Origin of the sequence: Pseudohaliea rubra DSM 19751 (assembly GCF_000764025.1) — a bacterium.
In the GTDB taxonomy this organism is placed as follows: domain Bacteria; phylum Pseudomonadota; class Gammaproteobacteria; order Pseudomonadales; family Halieaceae; genus Pseudohaliea; species Pseudohaliea rubra.
In genome coordinates, this window is record NZ_KN234795.1 from 1 (window position 1) to 16,092 (window position 16,092).

A 16,092-nucleotide genomic window follows, 5' to 3' on the forward strand; every position below is an offset into this window, starting at 1 on the left:
CATCGATGTCGCGGCGCAGGCCCACCAGCCTGGCGCCGGCCAGGGGGCCCGCCGGATCGGAGGAAAGAGCGGCCGTGAGGGCAGCGGCGCAGCGCGCCGCGAGGTCCCCGGCGCCCACGAAGAGCACCGTGGCGCTCACTCCCCGGCCTCCGGCCGCTGCGGATGACCCGCCCCGGGGCGGCTCATGCGACAATTGCGGCGCGAAGCGGCAGGTGTGGCAACACGTAACGGCATGGCATCCATCATAGCGCAGGAACTGACCGGCTTGCGCGGCGTAGGCCCGAAACTGGCCGCCCGCCTGCAGGCCTACGGCATCGAGCGGGTCGAGGATCTGCTGTTCCACTTTCCCCTGCGCTACCAGGACCGGACCCGCGTCACGCCCATCGGAGGCCTGGTCGAGGGCAGCGAAGCGGTGGTGGAGGGAGAGGTGCGCGGCGCAGACGTCACCTTCGGCCGCCGCCGCAGCCTGCTGGTCGTGCTCCAGGACGGCACCGGTACGCTGACGCTGCGCTTCTTCCACTTCAGCAACGCCCAGAAGCAGTCCCTACGGCCGGGCGTGCGCCTTCGCTGCTTCGGCCAGGTGCGTGCCGGGCCACGAGGTGCGGAACTCGTGCACCCGGAGTATCGCGCCGTGGGCCCGGCGCCGGCACCGGTGGAAGACCGTCTGACGCCGATCTACCCCACCACCGAGGGGCTCGGCCAGCAGCAGTGGCGCAAGCTCTGCAGCCAGGCAGTGGCCCTGCTGGAGCGGTGCCCGCCTGCCGATCTCCTCGCTGATATCGACGACGACGGGTTCACCCTCGCCGACGCCATCGCCTACCTCCATGCCCCGCCGGCCGGTGCTGCACTCGATGCGCTGCAGGCTGGCCGGCATCCGGCGCAGCTGCGCCTCGCCCGGGAAGAGCTGCTGGCTCACCACCTGTCTCTGCGCCACCTCCGGGCACGGGAGCGGGCCCGGAGAGCCCCGCCCATGGCCGCCGACAGCGCCGGCCTGCGCACCTTCATCGCGCGGCTGCCCTTCGCCCCGACCGGCGCCCAGGAACGGGTCATGGCGGAGATCGCCGCTGACCTCGCCGGCGAGGCGCCTATGCTGCGCCTGGTGCAGGGCGATGTCGGCTCGGGCAAGACCCTGGTCGCCGCCGCGGCCGCCCGGCAGGCCATCGCCGCAGGTTACCAGGCAGCGATCATGGCGCCCACGGAGCTCCTCGCGGAACAGCACCGGGTCAATTTCGAGGGCTGGTTCGCCGGGGAGCCGTTGACCATCGCCTGGCTCAGCGGCCGGGTAAAGGGCGCGGCCCGGCGCGAGGCGCTGGCCGCCATCAGCGACGGCAGCGCCGACCTGGTGATCGGCACCCACGCCCTGTTCCAGGACGCCGTCGCCTTCGCCCGCCTCGGCCTGCTGATCGTCGACGAGCAGCACCGCTTCGGCGTTCACCAGCGCCTGTCCCTCAAGGACAAGGCAGCCCACTGGCACCCGCACCAGCTGGTGATGACCGCAACCCCGATCCCGCGCACCCTGTCCATGGTCGCCTACGCGGACCTGGACTGCTCGGTGATCGACGAGCTGCCCCCGGGGCGCAAGCCCGTGAACACGGTGCTGGTGGACAGCGCCCGGCGCGACACGGTCATCGAGCGGGTCGCGGGCGCCTGTGCCGAGGGTCGCCAGGCCTACTGGGTGTGCACCCTTGTCGAAGAGAGCGATGTACTGCAGGCCCAGGCGGCAGAGGCAACTTTCGAGGAACTGGCAGAAGGCCTGCCCGGGCTCCGGGTCGGTCTGGTGCACGGCAAGCTGCCGGCAGCAAAAAAGGCCGAGGTCATGGCAGCCTTCAAAGCCGGCGCCTGCGACCTGCTGGTGGCAACCACGGTCATTGAGGTGGGCGTCGACGTCCCCCGGGCGAGCCTAATGGTCATCGAGAATCCGGAGCGCCTGGGTCTGGCGCAGCTGCACCAGCTCCGGGGCCGCGTCGGTCGCGGCAGCACCGAGAGCCACTGCGTACTGCTTTACCAGTCACCGCTCTCGGCGAACGGCCGGCAGCGCCTGCAGGCGCTGCGGGAAAGCAACGACGGCTTCTTCATCGCGCGCAAGGACCTCGAGCTGCGTGGCCCCGGGGAGGTGCTGGGCACGCGGCAGACCGGGCTCATGGATTTCCGGGTCGCGCGGCTGCCCGAGCATGAGGACCTTCTGGACGCCGTGCAGACACAAGCGGAAACGCTGTCGCAGCGCCACCCGGAACGGGTGGCGCCCCTCATCGAGCGCTGGACCGGGACCCGCCAGGTCTTCGCTGGTGTGTAGGGGCGCCCGGCCAGGGGCGCCCGGCCAGGGGCGCCCGGCTAGGGCAGGATCGGCGGCAGCGCCTTCTGCAATGCGATCTTCTCGCGGATAGCCTCGCCGGTGAGGGCGAAGCCGAGGAGTTCGCCGGCGCTGTTGCGGAACTCGCAGCGTACGTTGGCGGCATCCGCCTCGATCTGCCACTCGCCCTCGGCGCCGGCCGGCGGCGGCGCGACCACCACCGGGCAGGTGGGGGTCTTGATGGTCACAGGCATGGCCGGATAGCTCACCGCCGTGCGCTCACCGGTGAGGGTCTTGCCCAGGGCCCGGGCCGCTGCCATGAGCGGCGCCACGTAGACGAGCACATGACCCTCGACCTCGGCGCAGTCACCGAGTGCATAGACGTTCTCCGCCGAGGTCTCCAGGTAGCGGTTGGCGACCACGCCGCGGTTGGTAGCGAGCCCCGCGGCACGCGCGAGCTCCGTGCGCGGGCGCACCCCGACTGCGGAGACAACGAGGTCTGCGACGATGGCCTCACCATTGTCCAGCGCGACTTCGACCCCGCCATCGACCTTGTTAACCGCCGTGGCGAGCGCCCCGAAGTGAAAGACGGCCCCCTGCCCGGCAAGGGCCGCCTGCACCGCCTTGCCAGCGGTCTCCGGCAGCAGCGTCGGTAGACAGTAGCCGAGCGGATCCACCACCTCGACGTCATAGCCGCCGTTCAGGAGGTCGTTGGTGAACTCGCAGCCAATGAGGCCGCCGCCGATGATGCACACCCGCCGGGCCTTGTTCTCAACCATGGCCGCGCGGAAATCGGCGTAATCCATGAGGTCATTCACGGAGTAGACATAGTCCATACCGTCGCCGCCCAGCGGCGGCTCGATGACAGTCGAACCCAGGGCCAGCACCAGCTTGCCGTAGTGGATCACCGTGGCGTCTTCGCCCACGTGCAGGAGCTGCTTCTGGGTGTCGATTTCGTTCACCCGGGTGTGGGTCCACACCTTGGCGTCGAGCTGCGTGCCCATGCCGCCAGCGTCCTGCTGCGCGAGGTCATCAGCACCCGTGTTCTTCGTATAACCCGTGGACAGCATAGGCTTGGAGTAGGAGCGCCCGTCGTCGGAAGTAATGAGGATCACCGGGGTATCACTGTCGTAGCGGCGGATTTCCCGCGCCAGGCCATAGCCGGCAAGGCCCGTGCCTATGATGACGATGGGGGCCTGCTCCCGGTCTGCTTCGGCCTCCTGATGATGCGGCGTCTCCTCCACCGGCGACTCTTCAAGGAGCTCGAAGTCTTCCTTGCCGACGCCACAGTCGGGGCACAGCCAGTCTTCGGGCACGTCCTCCCAGCGCGTTCCCGGGGGAATGCCGTCATCCGGCCAGCCCTTGGCCTCATCGTAGACCAGCCCGCAGACGATACATTCCCATTTGCTCATTCGCTTCCTCCTGTCATCCACCCCCCGGGGGGTGGAAAAGCGACCACTATAAATAGCCGCGGGGAATGTGCAAGAGCGGCGGGCGCGGTCATCTTGCATGCGTCGCCGAACTGGCGCATCCTCGCGCCTTCCCCTGCACAGCGACCCCCGGTGATCCGAGTACAGCCCGACAGCTCCGCCGACCCCGCCTGGCGCAGTCCGGTTGACCCGCGCCTGGCAGGACTCCACGGCCTGCGCCCCTGGCTCCTCGATGACGGCTCGCTCACCCGCCGGCTGGTGGCGAGCGGGGGCACCTTTCGCGTGGAGCGCCTGAGTCAGCGCTGGAGCACACCGCGGGCGAGCGAGGCGCGGGTTCTCGCCAGCGGGCCGCGGCAGCAGGCCCTGGTGCGCGAGGTCGCCCTGCGCCTGGACGGCGAGGCGGTCGTATTCGCGCGCAGCGTATTCCCCTATGCCAGCCTCTGCGGCCGCCTCGCGCACCTGCGCAAGCTCCAGGGCAGTTCCCTGGGCGCAATTCTGTTCAGTGCCCCGGACATGCGTCGAAGCCCGTTCCAGGTAGCCCTGCTCAGCGGCGACAGCCGCTACCTGCCCCGATCGCTGCGTCAGGAAAACTCGGCCTGGGCCCGGCGCTCCGTGTTCCGTCTGCACGGCCAGCGGCTGCTGGTCAGCGAGGTCTTTCTCATGCCGTTCCGGCTCCGGGCGCCCGGCACGGGCGTCGAACGCGGCTCGCGACGGCGTGTGAGCGCTGCAATCCTGCCCGCAACGCAGTAAGCTCTAGTCCCCATGACGACCCTCAGCCAACCGTCGCCGGACAAGGCCACCGCACTGCTGCAGCTGATCCGCTGGGACCGGCCCATCGGCACGCTGCTGCTGCTGTGGCCGACGCTCTGGGCCCTGTGGATCGCTGCCGAAGGTCTGCCGGACTTCGACCTGCTGGTGATCTTCAGCATCGGCACCTTTCTCATGCGCTCGGCGGGCTGCATCATCAACGATCTGGCCGACCGCAACTTCGATGGCGGCGTCACCCGCACCCGGGAGCGCCCGCTGGTCACCGGCAGGGTCTCGGTGAACGAGGCCGTTGCCCTGTTCTGCACGCTGTGCCTGCTCGCCTTCGGCCTCGTGCTGCTGACCAACCGGCTCACGGTTATGCTGTCGGTGCCGGCACTGCTACTTGCGTCCACCTATCCGTTCATGAAGCGCTACACGCACTTTCCGCAGATCGTCCTCGGCCTCGCCTTCTCCTGTGCCATCCCCATGGCCTTCGCCGCCCAGCGCGGAGAGCTGCCGCCGGCGCTGTGGCTGCTGTTCACCGCCAATGTGCTGTGGACGGTGGTCTACGACACCAAGTACGCCATGGTGGACCGGCGCGACGACCTGCAGGTCGGCATCAAGAGCACCGCCGTGCTCTTCGGCGACGCCGACCGCTACGTTATCGCCATGCTGCAGGTGCTCTGCCTCGCCGCCCTCTATCTCGCCGGCGAGCGCTTCGGCCTCGGGCTCTACTACAGCGCCAGCCTGCTTGTGACCGCGGGTCTCTTCGGTTATCACCTATACCTTATTCGCCACCAGGATGAGGCCGCGTGCTTCCATGCCTTCCTGCACAACCGCTGGGTAGGTCTGGCGGTGTTCCTCGGCATCGCCGCCGACTTCGCACTGCCGGCCCTCGGCGGCTGACGGTCGCCGCGCCCCGTGACTGAGTTCGCGCTGCAGGCCCTGGGCAGCCTGGAGGCCATGCCGGCGGCCAGCTGGGACGGCCTCGCCAACGGCGACTACCCGTTCCTGCGCCACGATTTCCTCGTCGGCCTCGAGCAGAGCGGCTGCACCACCGCCGACAGCGGCTGGCAGCCCTGTCACCTCCTGCTGAGGGAAGGCGGGGACGAGAGCGGCACCATCGCGGCAGCGGCCCCCGGCTACCTGAAGGGCCACTCCTACGGCGAGTACGTCTTCGACTGGGCCTGGGCGGACGCCTGGCGGCGCATGGGCCTGTCCTACTACCCGAAGCTGGTCACGGCGATTCCCTTCACTCCCGCCACGGGCCCGCGGCTCCTGGTGCAGCCCGGCATGGACAGCGAGACTGCCTGGGGCGGCCTGCTGGCCGGGGTGCAGCAACTGGCCGCGCGCCGCGGCATCTCATCCTGGCACATCCTGTTCCCGGAGCCGGACACAGCGGCCCTTCTGGAGGGGTTCGGCCTGGCCACGCGCCACGCGGTGCAGTTCCACTGGTTCAACCGCGGCTACGGCGACTTCGACGACTTCCTCGCCACCTTTGCCAGCCGCAAGCGCAAGGCCCTGCGCCGGGAGCGCCGGCGGGTCGAAGAGCAGGGGCTCACGCTGCGCACGCTCACCGGGGCGGAGATCCGCCCCGCGGACTGGGCGACCTTCCACCGCTTCTATCAGCTGACCTACGCCAAGCGCAGCGGACACGGCGGTTACCTGAATCGCGCCTTCTTCACGGAGGTGGCGCCGCGCCTCGGCGACCAAGTGGTCATGGTGCTTGCGGAACGGGACGGCCGCGACGTCGCCGGTGCCCTCTACTTCCGCGGCGAGGACACGCTCTACGGCCGCTACTGGGGCTGCGAGGAGGAGTTCGACTGCCTGCACTTCGAGGCCTGCTACTACCGGGGCATCGACTACTGCATTGCCGAGGGCATCGGCCGCTTCGACCCCGGCGCCCAGGGCGAGCACAAGATCCAGCGCGGCTTCGAGCCGATCCATACCCGCTCCAGCCACTGGATCGCCGAGCCGGCGCTCGCCGACGCCGTCGCCGCCTTCACCCGGGAGGAGCTGGACCACGTGGAGGCCTACCGCCGGGAGGCGGCGAAGCTGCTGCCCTTCCGGGCCGAGGGCGCGGGCTGAACTTCAACCGCGACGCCAGCGCAGCAGGCGGTTGTTCGCGGGCATGGCGTGGTCGCCGTCGAGGACAAAGCCGGCACCGGCGGCAAGCTTATCCACCGCTTCGAAGTCCCGGATGGCGCTGTGCGGCGAGCGCGCCGCCAACCACTGGTCGAACTGCGCGTTGCTCTGCGACGTGTAACGCCCGTCATAGTTGAAGGGCCCGTAGACCGCCACTACCGTCCCCGCCGCGGCGTCCGCCAGCGCCTCGAAGAGCGCCTCGGTGGCTGCCCAGGGCATGATATGTAGCGTGTTCGCGGTGAACACGCCGTCCGGCACGGGCACGGGCCAGGGCCGCTCACAAACGTCCAGCGCAAGCGGGGCCTCGAGGTTCGCCGCGGGGAAGGCACGGCAGCGCGGCTCGAGGAAGGCGAGGGCGTCCCGATGCTCCGTGGGCTGCCAGCGCAGCCAGGGCATGGCGGGGGCAAAGGCGGTGGCATGCTGGCCGGTGCCGGCGCCGATCTCAAGGGCCGCCCTGCAGTCGGCGAAGGCCTCCCGGAGCACCGCCAAGATCGGTTTCCGGTTGTTTTCGCAGGCCTGGGAGAAGGGCAGTTCCATACGTCGTCTCAAGCCATGTCGAAGTCGGCAAAGTCCGGGGTGCGCATGTGCCACCAGTAGGCGGCGGTGGAACGCGGCCAGTTGTTGCTGATCCGGCCCTTGCCGTCCTTGTACCAGCTGTCGCAGTCGGAGGCCCACACGGTCTGCGCCAGCTCGCCCTGCATGCGGTCGTTGTAGGCCCGCTGGACGCCGGGGTTCACCTCCAGGCGCTTTAAGTCGTGCACCAGCAGCTTGTCGATGCAGGCGGCCACGTAGCGGCACTGGCGCTCGACCATGAAGATGATGGAGTTGCTGCCGAGATTGCTGTTGGGCCCGTAGAGCATGAAGAAATTCGGAAAACCGGCGGTGCACACGCCGCGGTAGGCCTCCTCGCCATCAGCCCAGGCCTCGGCCAGGGTGCGGCCTCCGCGGCCGGCGAACTCGACCTGGCCCTGCATCGGGTGGGTCTGGAAGCCGGTGCCATAGATGATCACATCCACTGGTCGTGCCGCGCCGTCGGCGGTGATTACGCCCGGCTCATCAATGCCCTCGATGGGCGAAGTCACCAGCTCTACGGTGCTGCGCCGGAAGGCGCTGTAGTAGTCGTCGGAGAATAGGATGCGCTTGCAGCCGATGCGATAGCGGGGCGTCAGTTTTTCGCGCAGCGTGGGGTCGTCGACCTCCTCCTCCAGATACTGCCGGCTCTTGCGCTCCAGCAGCGCCCGGGTGATGCGACTCTTGCTGCGCAGCACCGGGTAGAGCACCCACTCGCCGCGAAGCCAGACCAGCAGCCGGGCCAGCTTCTGCGCCAGGGGCAGCCGGGCGAAGAGACGCTTTTCCCAATCGTGGTAGGCCCGGTCGCCGCGGCGAACGACGTAATTGGGGCTGCGCTGGTAGACGTAAAGCTGCGCTGCCTCCCGCGCCACGTGGGGAATGAACTGCAGGGCGCTGGCGGCCGTGCCGATCACCGCCACCCGCTTGCCGGCCAGGGGCAGGTCGTGGTTCCAGCGCGCCGAATGGAAGCTCTCGCCCTCGAAACGCTCCGCGCCCGGGAAGGTCGGCGTGAAGGGCACGTTGAGCTGGCCGAGGCCGCTGACCAGCGCCCGCGCCGAGAGGCGTTCGCCGCTCGCAAGCTCGACATGCCAAAGGTCGTCGTCGCCGAAGGCGGCGCGCTTCACGGAGGTGGACAGGCGCAGGTGCCGGCGCAGGCCGAAGCGCTCCGCCGTGTCCTCGAAGTAGGCGCGGATCTCGTCGTGGGGCGCGTGCAGGCGGCTCCAGTCCGGCTTCGGCGCGAAAGAGTAGCTGTACAGCACCGAGGGGACATCGCAGCAGGCCCCCGGGTAGCTGTTGTCATACCAGGTACCGCCCACCGCAGGCGATTTCTCCAGGATGACAAAATCGCGGATACCGCGCTTGAGCAGAGCGATACCCATGCACAGGCCGGACATACCGGCGCCGATGATGATGACCTGGTGGCTGTTGTTGTCAGCTGCCACGTAAGCTCCCTGTCAGGGCCCCTCAGGCCGGGGCATCGCGGGTGAAAACCAGCTCCCGCGCGGAGGATTCATTGCGGCTGAAGCGATAGCCGGCCACAGCAAAGTCCTTGAGCCCGTCCGGGTCGTTGATCCCGTTGTCGATGATGTAGCGGGCCATCTGGCCCCGGGCTTTCTTGGCATAAAAAGAAATGATCTTGTATTTGCCGCCCTTGAGATCCTTGAACACCGGTGTGATCACTTCGGCGTCCAGCGCCTTTGGCTGCACCGCCTTGAAGTACTCGTTGGAGGCGAGGTTTACCAGCACCCGGCTGCCGCTCTTGCCGAGCTGGCGGTCGAGGCTCCGGGTGATGCGGTCACCCCAGAAGCGGTAGAGGTTGGCACCGCCGCGGTTGGCGAACTTGAGCCCCATTTCCAGCCGGTAGGGCTGCATCAGGTCGAGGGGGCGCAGGAGGCCGTAGAGCCCGGACAGGATGCGCAGATGCTTCTGCGCGAAGGCGAGGCCCGCGCTGTCGAGGGTCTCGGCCTCGAGGCCGCTGTATACATCGCCGCGAAAAGCGAGCACGGCCTGCTTGGCATTGCCGAGGTCAAAAGGCGGTGCCCAGTTCATAAAGCGCTGGTGGTTGAGCTCCGCGATCTTGTCGCTCACACCCATGAGCTCGCGGATGGCGTCCGGCGCGAGGCCGCGGGCGTCCTCCACCAGCTCGGCGGCGGCGTCGAGAAATTCCGGCTGCGTGGTCCGGCGGGTGCCGGGCGCGGTCTCGAAGTCGAGGGTCTTGGCGGGCGAGAGCACGGTGAGCATGGAAGCCTCCTGGCATGGCGGGGATGTGGCGCCGGGCGCCACCACGGAACCGCGGTTGCAGCGCGCTATGATACCCTTCGCGCGGTTTATCAAAAAGGATCAGCCTGCCATGACCCGGGTCCGCCGGCTCGTGCAGTTCATCGACGCCTTCACCGAGGCCTGCGGCCGCTGCCTGGCCTGGCTGGCAGCAGCCATGGCCCTGCTCACCGCCGCCGTGGTGCTCCTTCGCTATGGGCTGGGGCTCGGGTCCATCGCGGCGCAGGAAGCCGTCACCTACCTCCACGCCACCCTGTTCATGCTCGGCGCGGCCTATGCCCTGAAAAACGGCGCCCACGTGCGCGTGGACATCTTCTACCAGCGCGTCTCCCCGCGCACCCGGGCCTGGATCGACAGCCTCGGCAGCATTGTCTTCCTGCTGCCGCTCTGCGCGCTCATCGGCCTCGGCAGCCTGTCTTTCGTCGCCCAGGCCTGGTCCGTGCACGAAAGCTCCGCCGACGCAGGGGGTATCCCGGCAGTGTTCCTGCTGAAAACGCTGCTGCCGCTCATGGCCGCGAACCTGGCCCTGCAGGGGATTGCCGAGCTCCTGCGCAACGCGCTCATCCTCGCCGGGGAAGAGACCGCCTGATGGACGGCACCATCGCCCTGTGGCTGTTCGCGGCCGTGTGCCTGCTGCTCATGCTCGGCTACCCGGTGGCCTTCACCCTCGCCGGCACCGCCCTGGCCTTCGCCGCTGGCGGCATCATCGCCGGGGTCTTCGATGCCGCCTTCCTCTCCGCCCTGCCCGGCCGCCTGTTCGGCACCATGAGCAACACCACGCTCATCGCCGTACCGCTATTCGTACTCATGGGGGTGATCCTCGAAAAATCGAAGGTCGCCGAGGAACTCCTCGCCAACATGGCGCACCTCCTCGGCGGCGTGCGCGGCGGCCTGTCTCTGTCCGTGGTCCTGGTGGGTATGCTGCTCGCCGCCAGCACCGGGATCGTCGGCGCCACGGTGGTGACCATGGGGCTGCTGTCCCTGCCGAGCATGCTGCGCGCCGGCTACAGCCCGGCGATTGCCGCCGGCACCATCTGCGCCACCGGCACCCTCGGCCAGATCATTCCGCCCTCCATCGCGCTGGTGCTCCTCGGCGACGTGCTGTCCAGTGCCTACCAGCAGGCTCAGCTGCGCATGAACGTGTACAGCCCGGACACGCTCTCTGTCGGTGACCTCTTCGTGGGCGCGCTGGTACCGGGGCTGCTGCTGGTTGCGCTGTATATGGTGTTCCTGCTGCTGGTCGCCTGGCTGCGCCCGGGGCTGCTCCCGGCGGGCAGGCGGGAACCGGTGGACACGGCGGTCTTCCTGCGCGGCCTGCTGCCGCCGCTGTTGCTTATTGGTCTGGTCCTGGGCTCAATTCTCGCCGGTGCCGCGACGCCCACGGAGGCCGCCGGCGTCGGCGCCGTGGGTGCCTGGCTGCTGGCCCTGGCGAAGGGTGAAATACCCCTGGAGCGACTGCGTGCGGCACTGCGTAACACCCTGGAAATCACTGCCATGGTGTTCATGATCCTGGTCGGTGCGGCTGTTTTCTCCCTGGTCTTCCGCGGCTTCGGTGGCGAAGAGCTGATCCACGCCTTTCTCACGGACCTGCCCGGCGGGGTCTTCGGCGCGACGCTATTCGTTATGGCGCTGATCTTCCTCCTCGGCTTCATTCTCGACTTCATCGAAATCACCTTCGTCGTCGTGCCCATCGTCGGGCCGGTGCTGCTGATGATGGGGCTGGACCCGATCTGGCTCGGCATCATGATCGCCCTCAACCTGCAGACCTCGTTCCTCACACCACCCTTCGGCTTCGCCCTGTTCTACCTGCGCGGCGTGGCCGCCGGCCAGCTGCCCACGGGCGCAATCTACCGCGGCGTGATACCATTTATCGTGATTCAGCTACTTGTAATCGCCGCCCTCTGGCGCTGGCCGGCGCTGGCCACCTGGCTGCCGGCGGCACTGACGGACTAGGGTTCGAAACCGGGAACTGGCAGCCATGAGCGACATCGATTCCACTCCGACGCCCCAGGGCGAACTGGCGCTGCAGACTATCGCCATGCCCAAGGACACAAACGCCGAGGGCGATATCTTCGGCGGCTGGCTGTTGTCGCAGATGGATCTGGCCGGCGCCATCGCCGCCCGCGAGGTGGCCAGCGGCCGGGTGGCCACGGTGGCGATCGAGGGCATGGCCTTCATCACGCCGGTGCACGTCGGCGCCGTGGTCTCCTGCTACTGCGACGTCATCGAAATCGGCCGCAGCTCCATCCGCATCGTGGTCGAGGTCTGGATTGACTCACCGCACGACGGCGAGCCCATCAAGGTGACCGAGGGGGAGTTCATTTTCGTCGCCATCGACGACAAGCGCCGCACCCGCACCATCAAGAGCTAGGCCGTCTGCTTTCCGATCGCCGCACTTCTCCGGGGCGGGCGGGTGCGAGCCCTTCTGTCACCAAGCGAATATCGTGGAGCCACTGCGAGAAGGCGTCCGCGCCCGCCCGTGGCGAAGCGCGTGCTTCCGGTCCGGAAAGCCAGGATCAACGGGGCTTTCTCTCCCGCACCGGATCGCCCAGCACCTCGGAGCGGGCATTGATATAAGCCTGCTCGGAAATCCCGTGGTAGGCGCGCACGGCCTCGAGATAGTCCCCGTAGGAGTCATAGACCTTACGCGCCATGGGGTCGCCGGCGACCAGCTTCGCCAGCACCTCCCGGCTCTTTTCCTCCAGCAGCGCGAGCACATCGTCAGGCAGACGACGCAGTTTCACCGCGTGCCTGGTCACCAGGTTTTCCAGAGCGGCATTGTTGCGCGCCGTGAACTCGTCGAGCATATCCTGGTTGGTGGCCCGGGCCGCATGGCGGACGATGGCCTTGAGATCATCGGGCAGGGTGGCGAGGGCATCGGCGTTCACAATGAACTCAAGCATGGCCCCGGGCTCGTGCCAGCCCGGATAGTAGTAGTACTCCGCCACCTCGTGCAGACCCAGGGCAAGGTCGTTATAGGGGCCGACCCACTCCACGGCGTCGATGACGCCGGTCTGCATGGAGGTGTAGATCTCGCCACCGGGGATGTTCACCGCCGTGCCGCCCGCCGCCGTGAAGACCTCACCGGCCAGCCCGGGGATACGCATCTTCAGCCCACGGAGGTCGTCCCGGGAATTGAGTTCACGATTGAACCAGCCAGCCATCTGCACGCCGGTGCTGCCGCCGGCGAAGGGCACGACGCCAAAAGGCGCATACGTCTCACGCCAGAGCGCCTCACCGCCACCGTAGTGCAGCCAGCCGTTCATCTCCTGGGCGGTCATGCCGAAGGGGACCGCCGTGAAGAACACCGCGGCGGGAATCTTGCCCTTCCAGTAGTAGGCGGCGCCGTGGCCCATTTCGGCCACGCCGCCGGACACCGCATCAAAAACCCCGAGGGCCGGAACGATCTCCCCCGCGCCGTAGACACGCACCGAGAGTCGCCCGTTGCTCATTTCGCCCACAAGGCGGGCAAAGGTCTCCGGCGCCGCGCCGAGGCCGGGGAGGTTCTTCGGCCAGGTGGTGACCAGCTTCCACTGGAAACGCTGGCCGCCCTGGGCGCCGGGCCCGGCAATGGCTATCGGACCATCGCCGGCGCGCTGCGCCGCCCAGAAGCCCAGGACCGCCACCAGGGCGGCCGTAAGGACAAGAATGACGAGGGGCTGGACCTTGTTCACGGATGGACGCTACCGTTTTTCTGCTCTTATGGGCGGGCCACCGACGTCGCTAGAGCGCCTGGAGCTTCGCGTATTGCAGCACCAGCCACTTGCTGCCCTCGCCGTCGAAGTTCACCTCGACCCGGGCACTGGCGCCGCGGCCCTCGAAGTTTAGCACGACCCCTTCGCCGAAGACCTGATGGTACACGCGCTGTCCCAGGCTGAACGCGGCGTCCGCCAGAGACGGCTGCGCCAGAGACCCGAGAGGACGGCTGACGCTGCTCTGCAGGCGCACCTCGTGCAGGAGCTCACCGGGGATCTCGCGGAGAAAGCGGGAGGGTGCGTTATAGCTTTCGCTGCCGTGAAGCCGGCGCGTCTCGGCGTAGGTGAGCACCAGGCGCTCCATGGCGCGGGTGATGCCCACGTAGCAGAGCCGGCGCTCCTCCTCCAGACGGCCCGGTTCCTCAACGGACATGCGGTGCGGGAACAGGTTCTCCTCCATGCCGGCGAGGAACACCAGGGGAAACTCCAGGCCCTTGGCCGAGTGCAGGGTCATAAGCTGTACGCTGTCCTCGTGCGCCTCAGCCTGGTTGTCACCGGCATCGAGGGCGGCGTTATCGAGGAACTGCTGCAGCGGTGACAGCTCCTCGCCCGCCGGGGCGAACTGCCGCGCTGCCGTAATCAGCTCCTCGAGGTTTTCGACCCGGGCCTGGCCGCGCTCGCCCTTTTCCCGGCGGTACAGGTCGATAAGGCCCGCGCCCTGAACGACCGTCTCAGTCAGCTCCTCGAGGCTCATGCTGTCGGTGCCCCCGTCGAGCTCGTCAATGAGCACCCGGAAGCCCTCGAGGGCGGTCAGCGCACGCGACGCCAGCAGCTTTTCCTCCGCCGCGATAGCCATGGCCAGCCACAGGGACACGTCGCGCTCCCGGGCGAGCTCTCGCAGCGTATCGATGGTCTTGCCGCCGATACCCCTGGGCGGCGTATTGATGACCCGCTCCATGGCCGCATCGTCGCCGCGGTTCACCAGCAGACGCAGGTAGGCCAGCGCGTTGCGGATCTCCATGCGCTCGTAGAAGCGCTGACCACCATAGATGCGGTAGGGCACAGCGGCGCGGATCAGCGCCTCCTCCAGCACCCGGGACTGAGCGTTGGAGCGGTACAGTATGGCAACAGAGCGCCGGGGATTCCCATGGCGGAGCCAGTCCTCAAGGGTCTCGACGATGAAGCGGGCCTCGTCGTGCTCGTTGTAGCCGGCATAGAGCTGGATCGGCTCACCGCTGTCGCCGGCGGTCCACAGCTCCTTACCGAGGCGGCCGGCGTTGTGGGCGATGACGCCGTTGGCGGCACGCAGAATCGTCTGCGTGGAGCGGTAATTCTGCTCCAGGCGCACCGTCTGCACCCCGGAGAAGTCGTCGCTGAAGCGCTGGATGTTCTCGATGCGCGCACCGCGCCAGCCGTAGATGGACTGGTCGTCATCGCCCACGGCGACCACCGGCACGCGGCCGCCCGCAAGGACGCGCAGCCAGGCGTACTGGATCGTGTTCGTGTCCTGGAACTCGTCCACGAGGATCTGCCGGAAGCGGCCCTGGTAGTGGGCGAGGGCCTCCGGCTTTTTCAGCCAGAGCTCATGGGCGCGCAGCAGCAGCTCGGCAAAGTCCACCAGACCACCGCGCTCGCAGGCAACCTCGTAAGTCCGGTAGATGCGCAGCATGGTCTGGGCAAAGAGATCACCGGGGGGCGGCTCAAGATGCGCCGCGCGCAGCCCCTCGTCCTTCTGGCCGTTGATGTACCACTGGGCCTGCCGCGCCGGCCAGCGCGCCTCGTCGAGCTCCAGCTCCCGGCAGACGCGCTTCACCAGCCGCAGCTGGTCGTCACTGTCGAGGATCTGGAAGTTCTGCGGCAGCCCGGCGTCCTGCCAGTGCAGCTTGAGCAGCCGGTGCGCCAGGCCGTGGAAGGTACCCACCCACATGCTGTGCACCGGGATCTCCAGCATCTGCTCGATGCGGCTGCGCATCTCCCGCGCCGCCTTGTTGGTGAAGGTCACGGCAAGAATGGCATGGGGCGACAGGCCGCCGGCGCGGACCAGCCAGGCAATGCGGTGCACCAGCACCCGGGTCTTGCCGGAGCCGGCGCCGGCGAGCACCAGCAGGTTGGGGCTCTCGGCGGCCACGGCCTCGCGCTGGGCCTCGTTGAGGGGGGAAAGAATATCGCTGACGTCCATCGCGGCATTCTAGCCGCTTTACCGCCGGCGCTCACGGCCGGTGAGCAATGCTGGCGCCGCCCGGGGCCTCTGGGTACCATCCCCGGAACCCTGTCCCGAGGCCGCCGCCATGGCAGACAAAGACGACGAAGTGACGCCCTTCGACGATGATCGCTGGGTCGACCGGGACGCAGACGACGACGGCGCCCCGCCGTGGCTGGCAGAAGAGGACGAGGACGACGTCGTCGACAGCTCCCCCGCGGCCGACGACCCCTGGGCCGAGAGCAGTGACGACTGGCGGGACCGCCTCGTTGACGAAGCGGCCCCGGAGACAGACCCGCTTGTTGATCGGGACAACGAAGACGACGCCCGCTTTTCCGCCGGTGAGCGCGAGGGTGAGTCGTCCGGCGCCGCTCCGGCGGCTAGCGGACCCGGTCTGAGTGACCGCGACGACGCCCACAGCAGCGACCGCCCCGTGGATCGCGATGATCCCGCCGGGGATGCCCTCAACGCCCTGGCGGAACGCGAACTCGCCGCCCTGGGCGAAGACCGCTATCCCCTCGATGCTGGCGACGGTGAAGACAGCGAAACGGGCGATGAAGACACGATCGCAGGCGCCTCCGCTGACGACAGCGACGCAGATATCAACAGCGATGCCCCCGCGCCCTGGCCTGCCTCCGTAGATCGCGATGACCAGCCTGCCCGTGCACCCCTGGTCGACAGCGACGAGGACGCCACCCCCTTCGCGGCGGCCGCACCGCCCGCGGGCCGCCGCTGGCC

General features: G+C 68.3%; 14 protein-coding genes. 8 read left to right on the top strand and 6 right to left on the bottom strand.

Features of this window, described 5'->3' with window-relative positions:
• Window positions 1–232: 232 nt before the first annotated feature.
• Window positions 233–2,293, top strand: coding sequence for an ATP-dependent DNA helicase RecG (recG, locus tag HRUBRA_RS13335; protein ID WP_035517965.1), 2,061 nt, complete (start codon window positions 233–235; stop codon window positions 2,291–2,293).
• Window positions 2,294–2,331: 38 nt separating this feature from the next.
• Here recG and HRUBRA_RS13340 read toward each other — a convergent pair whose 3' ends face one another.
• Window positions 2,332–3,702 (bottom strand): FAD-dependent oxidoreductase, encoded by a 1,371-nt coding sequence (locus HRUBRA_RS13340; RefSeq protein ID WP_035517966.1) that lies wholly within the window; start codon window positions 3,700–3,702, stop codon window positions 2,332–2,334.
• Window positions 3,703–3,852: 150 nt separating this feature from the next.
• On the opposite strand from HRUBRA_RS13340, the gene HRUBRA_RS15455 reads away from it, so the two are divergent.
• Genes HRUBRA_RS15455 through HRUBRA_RS13355 form a run of 3 tightly spaced genes read left to right on the top strand, consistent with a single transcriptional unit; the run spans window position 3,853 to window position 6,555 of the window.
• On the top strand, window positions 3,853–4,470 hold the full coding sequence (locus HRUBRA_RS15455) for a chorismate--pyruvate lyase family protein (protein ID WP_161787617.1): 618 nt from the start codon (window positions 3,853–3,855) through the stop codon (window positions 4,468–4,470).
• 12 nt (window positions 4,471–4,482) lie between these two features.
• The gene (gene ubiA / locus HRUBRA_RS13350; RefSeq protein WP_035517968.1) at window positions 4,483–5,373 is read left to right on the top strand and encodes a 4-hydroxybenzoate octaprenyltransferase; all 891 of its coding nucleotides are present in this window, start codon (window positions 4,483–4,485) and stop codon (window positions 5,371–5,373) included.
• Window positions 5,374–5,388: 15 nt separating this feature from the next.
• Window positions 5,389–6,555, top strand: coding sequence for a GNAT family N-acetyltransferase (locus HRUBRA_RS13355; protein WP_322786730.1), 1,167 nt, complete (start codon window positions 5,389–5,391; stop codon window positions 6,553–6,555).
• Between the two features lie 3 nt (window positions 6,556–6,558).
• On the opposite strand, the gene HRUBRA_RS13360 is transcribed toward HRUBRA_RS13355, so the two are convergent.
• Genes HRUBRA_RS13360 through yaaA form a run of 3 tightly spaced genes read right to left on the bottom strand, consistent with a single transcriptional unit; the run spans window position 6,559 to window position 9,423 of the window.
• A complete protein-coding gene (locus HRUBRA_RS13360; protein ID WP_035517969.1) occupies window positions 6,559–7,149 on the bottom strand; it encodes a DUF938 domain-containing protein in 591 nt (196 codons plus the stop codon).
• 8 nt (window positions 7,150–7,157) lie between these two features.
• Window positions 7,158–8,624 carry a flavin-containing monooxygenase gene (locus HRUBRA_RS13365; protein ID WP_035517971.1) on the bottom strand — a complete coding sequence of 489 codons (1,467 nt, stop codon included), beginning with the start codon at window positions 8,622–8,624 and terminating at the stop codon, window positions 7,158–7,160.
• A 22-nt stretch (window positions 8,625–8,646) separates the two neighbouring features.
• Entirely contained in the window at window positions 8,647–9,423 is a 777-nt protein-coding gene (gene yaaA / locus HRUBRA_RS13370) for a peroxide stress protein YaaA (RefSeq protein ID WP_035517973.1), read from the bottom strand.
• A gap of 109 nt (window positions 9,424–9,532) precedes the next feature.
• Between yaaA and HRUBRA_RS13375 the strand changes: the two genes are divergently transcribed.
• From HRUBRA_RS13375 to HRUBRA_RS13385, 3 genes are read left to right on the top strand one after another with little or no spacing between them, the layout of a single operon-like run.
• Window positions 9,533–10,048, top strand: coding sequence for a TRAP transporter small permease subunit (locus HRUBRA_RS13375; RefSeq protein WP_035517984.1), 516 nt, complete (start codon window positions 9,533–9,535; stop codon window positions 10,046–10,048).
• On the top strand, window positions 10,048–11,412 hold the full coding sequence (locus HRUBRA_RS13380) for a TRAP transporter large permease (protein ID WP_035517974.1): 1,365 nt from the start codon (window positions 10,048–10,050) through the stop codon (window positions 11,410–11,412). The genes HRUBRA_RS13375 and HRUBRA_RS13380 overlap by 1 nt, the downstream gene beginning before the upstream one ends.
• A gap of 25 nt (window positions 11,413–11,437) precedes the next feature.
• Window positions 11,438–11,830 carry an acyl-CoA thioesterase gene (locus HRUBRA_RS13385; RefSeq protein ID WP_035517975.1) on the top strand — a complete coding sequence of 131 codons (393 nt, stop codon included), beginning with the start codon at window positions 11,438–11,440 and terminating at the stop codon, window positions 11,828–11,830.
• Window positions 11,831–11,975: 145 nt separating this feature from the next.
• On the opposite strand, the gene HRUBRA_RS13390 is transcribed toward HRUBRA_RS13385, so the two are convergent.
• Together HRUBRA_RS13390 and uvrD are read right to left on the bottom strand one after the other, a co-directional pair.
• Window positions 11,976–13,037, bottom strand: coding sequence for a TRAP transporter substrate-binding protein (locus HRUBRA_RS13390; protein ID WP_236629877.1), 1,062 nt, complete (start codon window positions 13,035–13,037; stop codon window positions 11,976–11,978).
• 145 nt (window positions 13,038–13,182) lie between these two features.
• Window positions 13,183–15,333, bottom strand: coding sequence for a DNA helicase II (gene uvrD / locus HRUBRA_RS13395; protein WP_035517977.1), 2,151 nt, complete (start codon window positions 15,331–15,333; stop codon window positions 13,183–13,185).
• Between the two features lie 109 nt (window positions 15,334–15,442).
• Between uvrD and HRUBRA_RS13400 the strand changes: the two genes are divergently transcribed.
• Window positions 15,443–16,092, top strand: a 650-nt coding sequence (locus HRUBRA_RS13400; RefSeq protein ID WP_035517979.1) for a hypothetical protein, incomplete at its 3' end; no start/stop codon positions are given.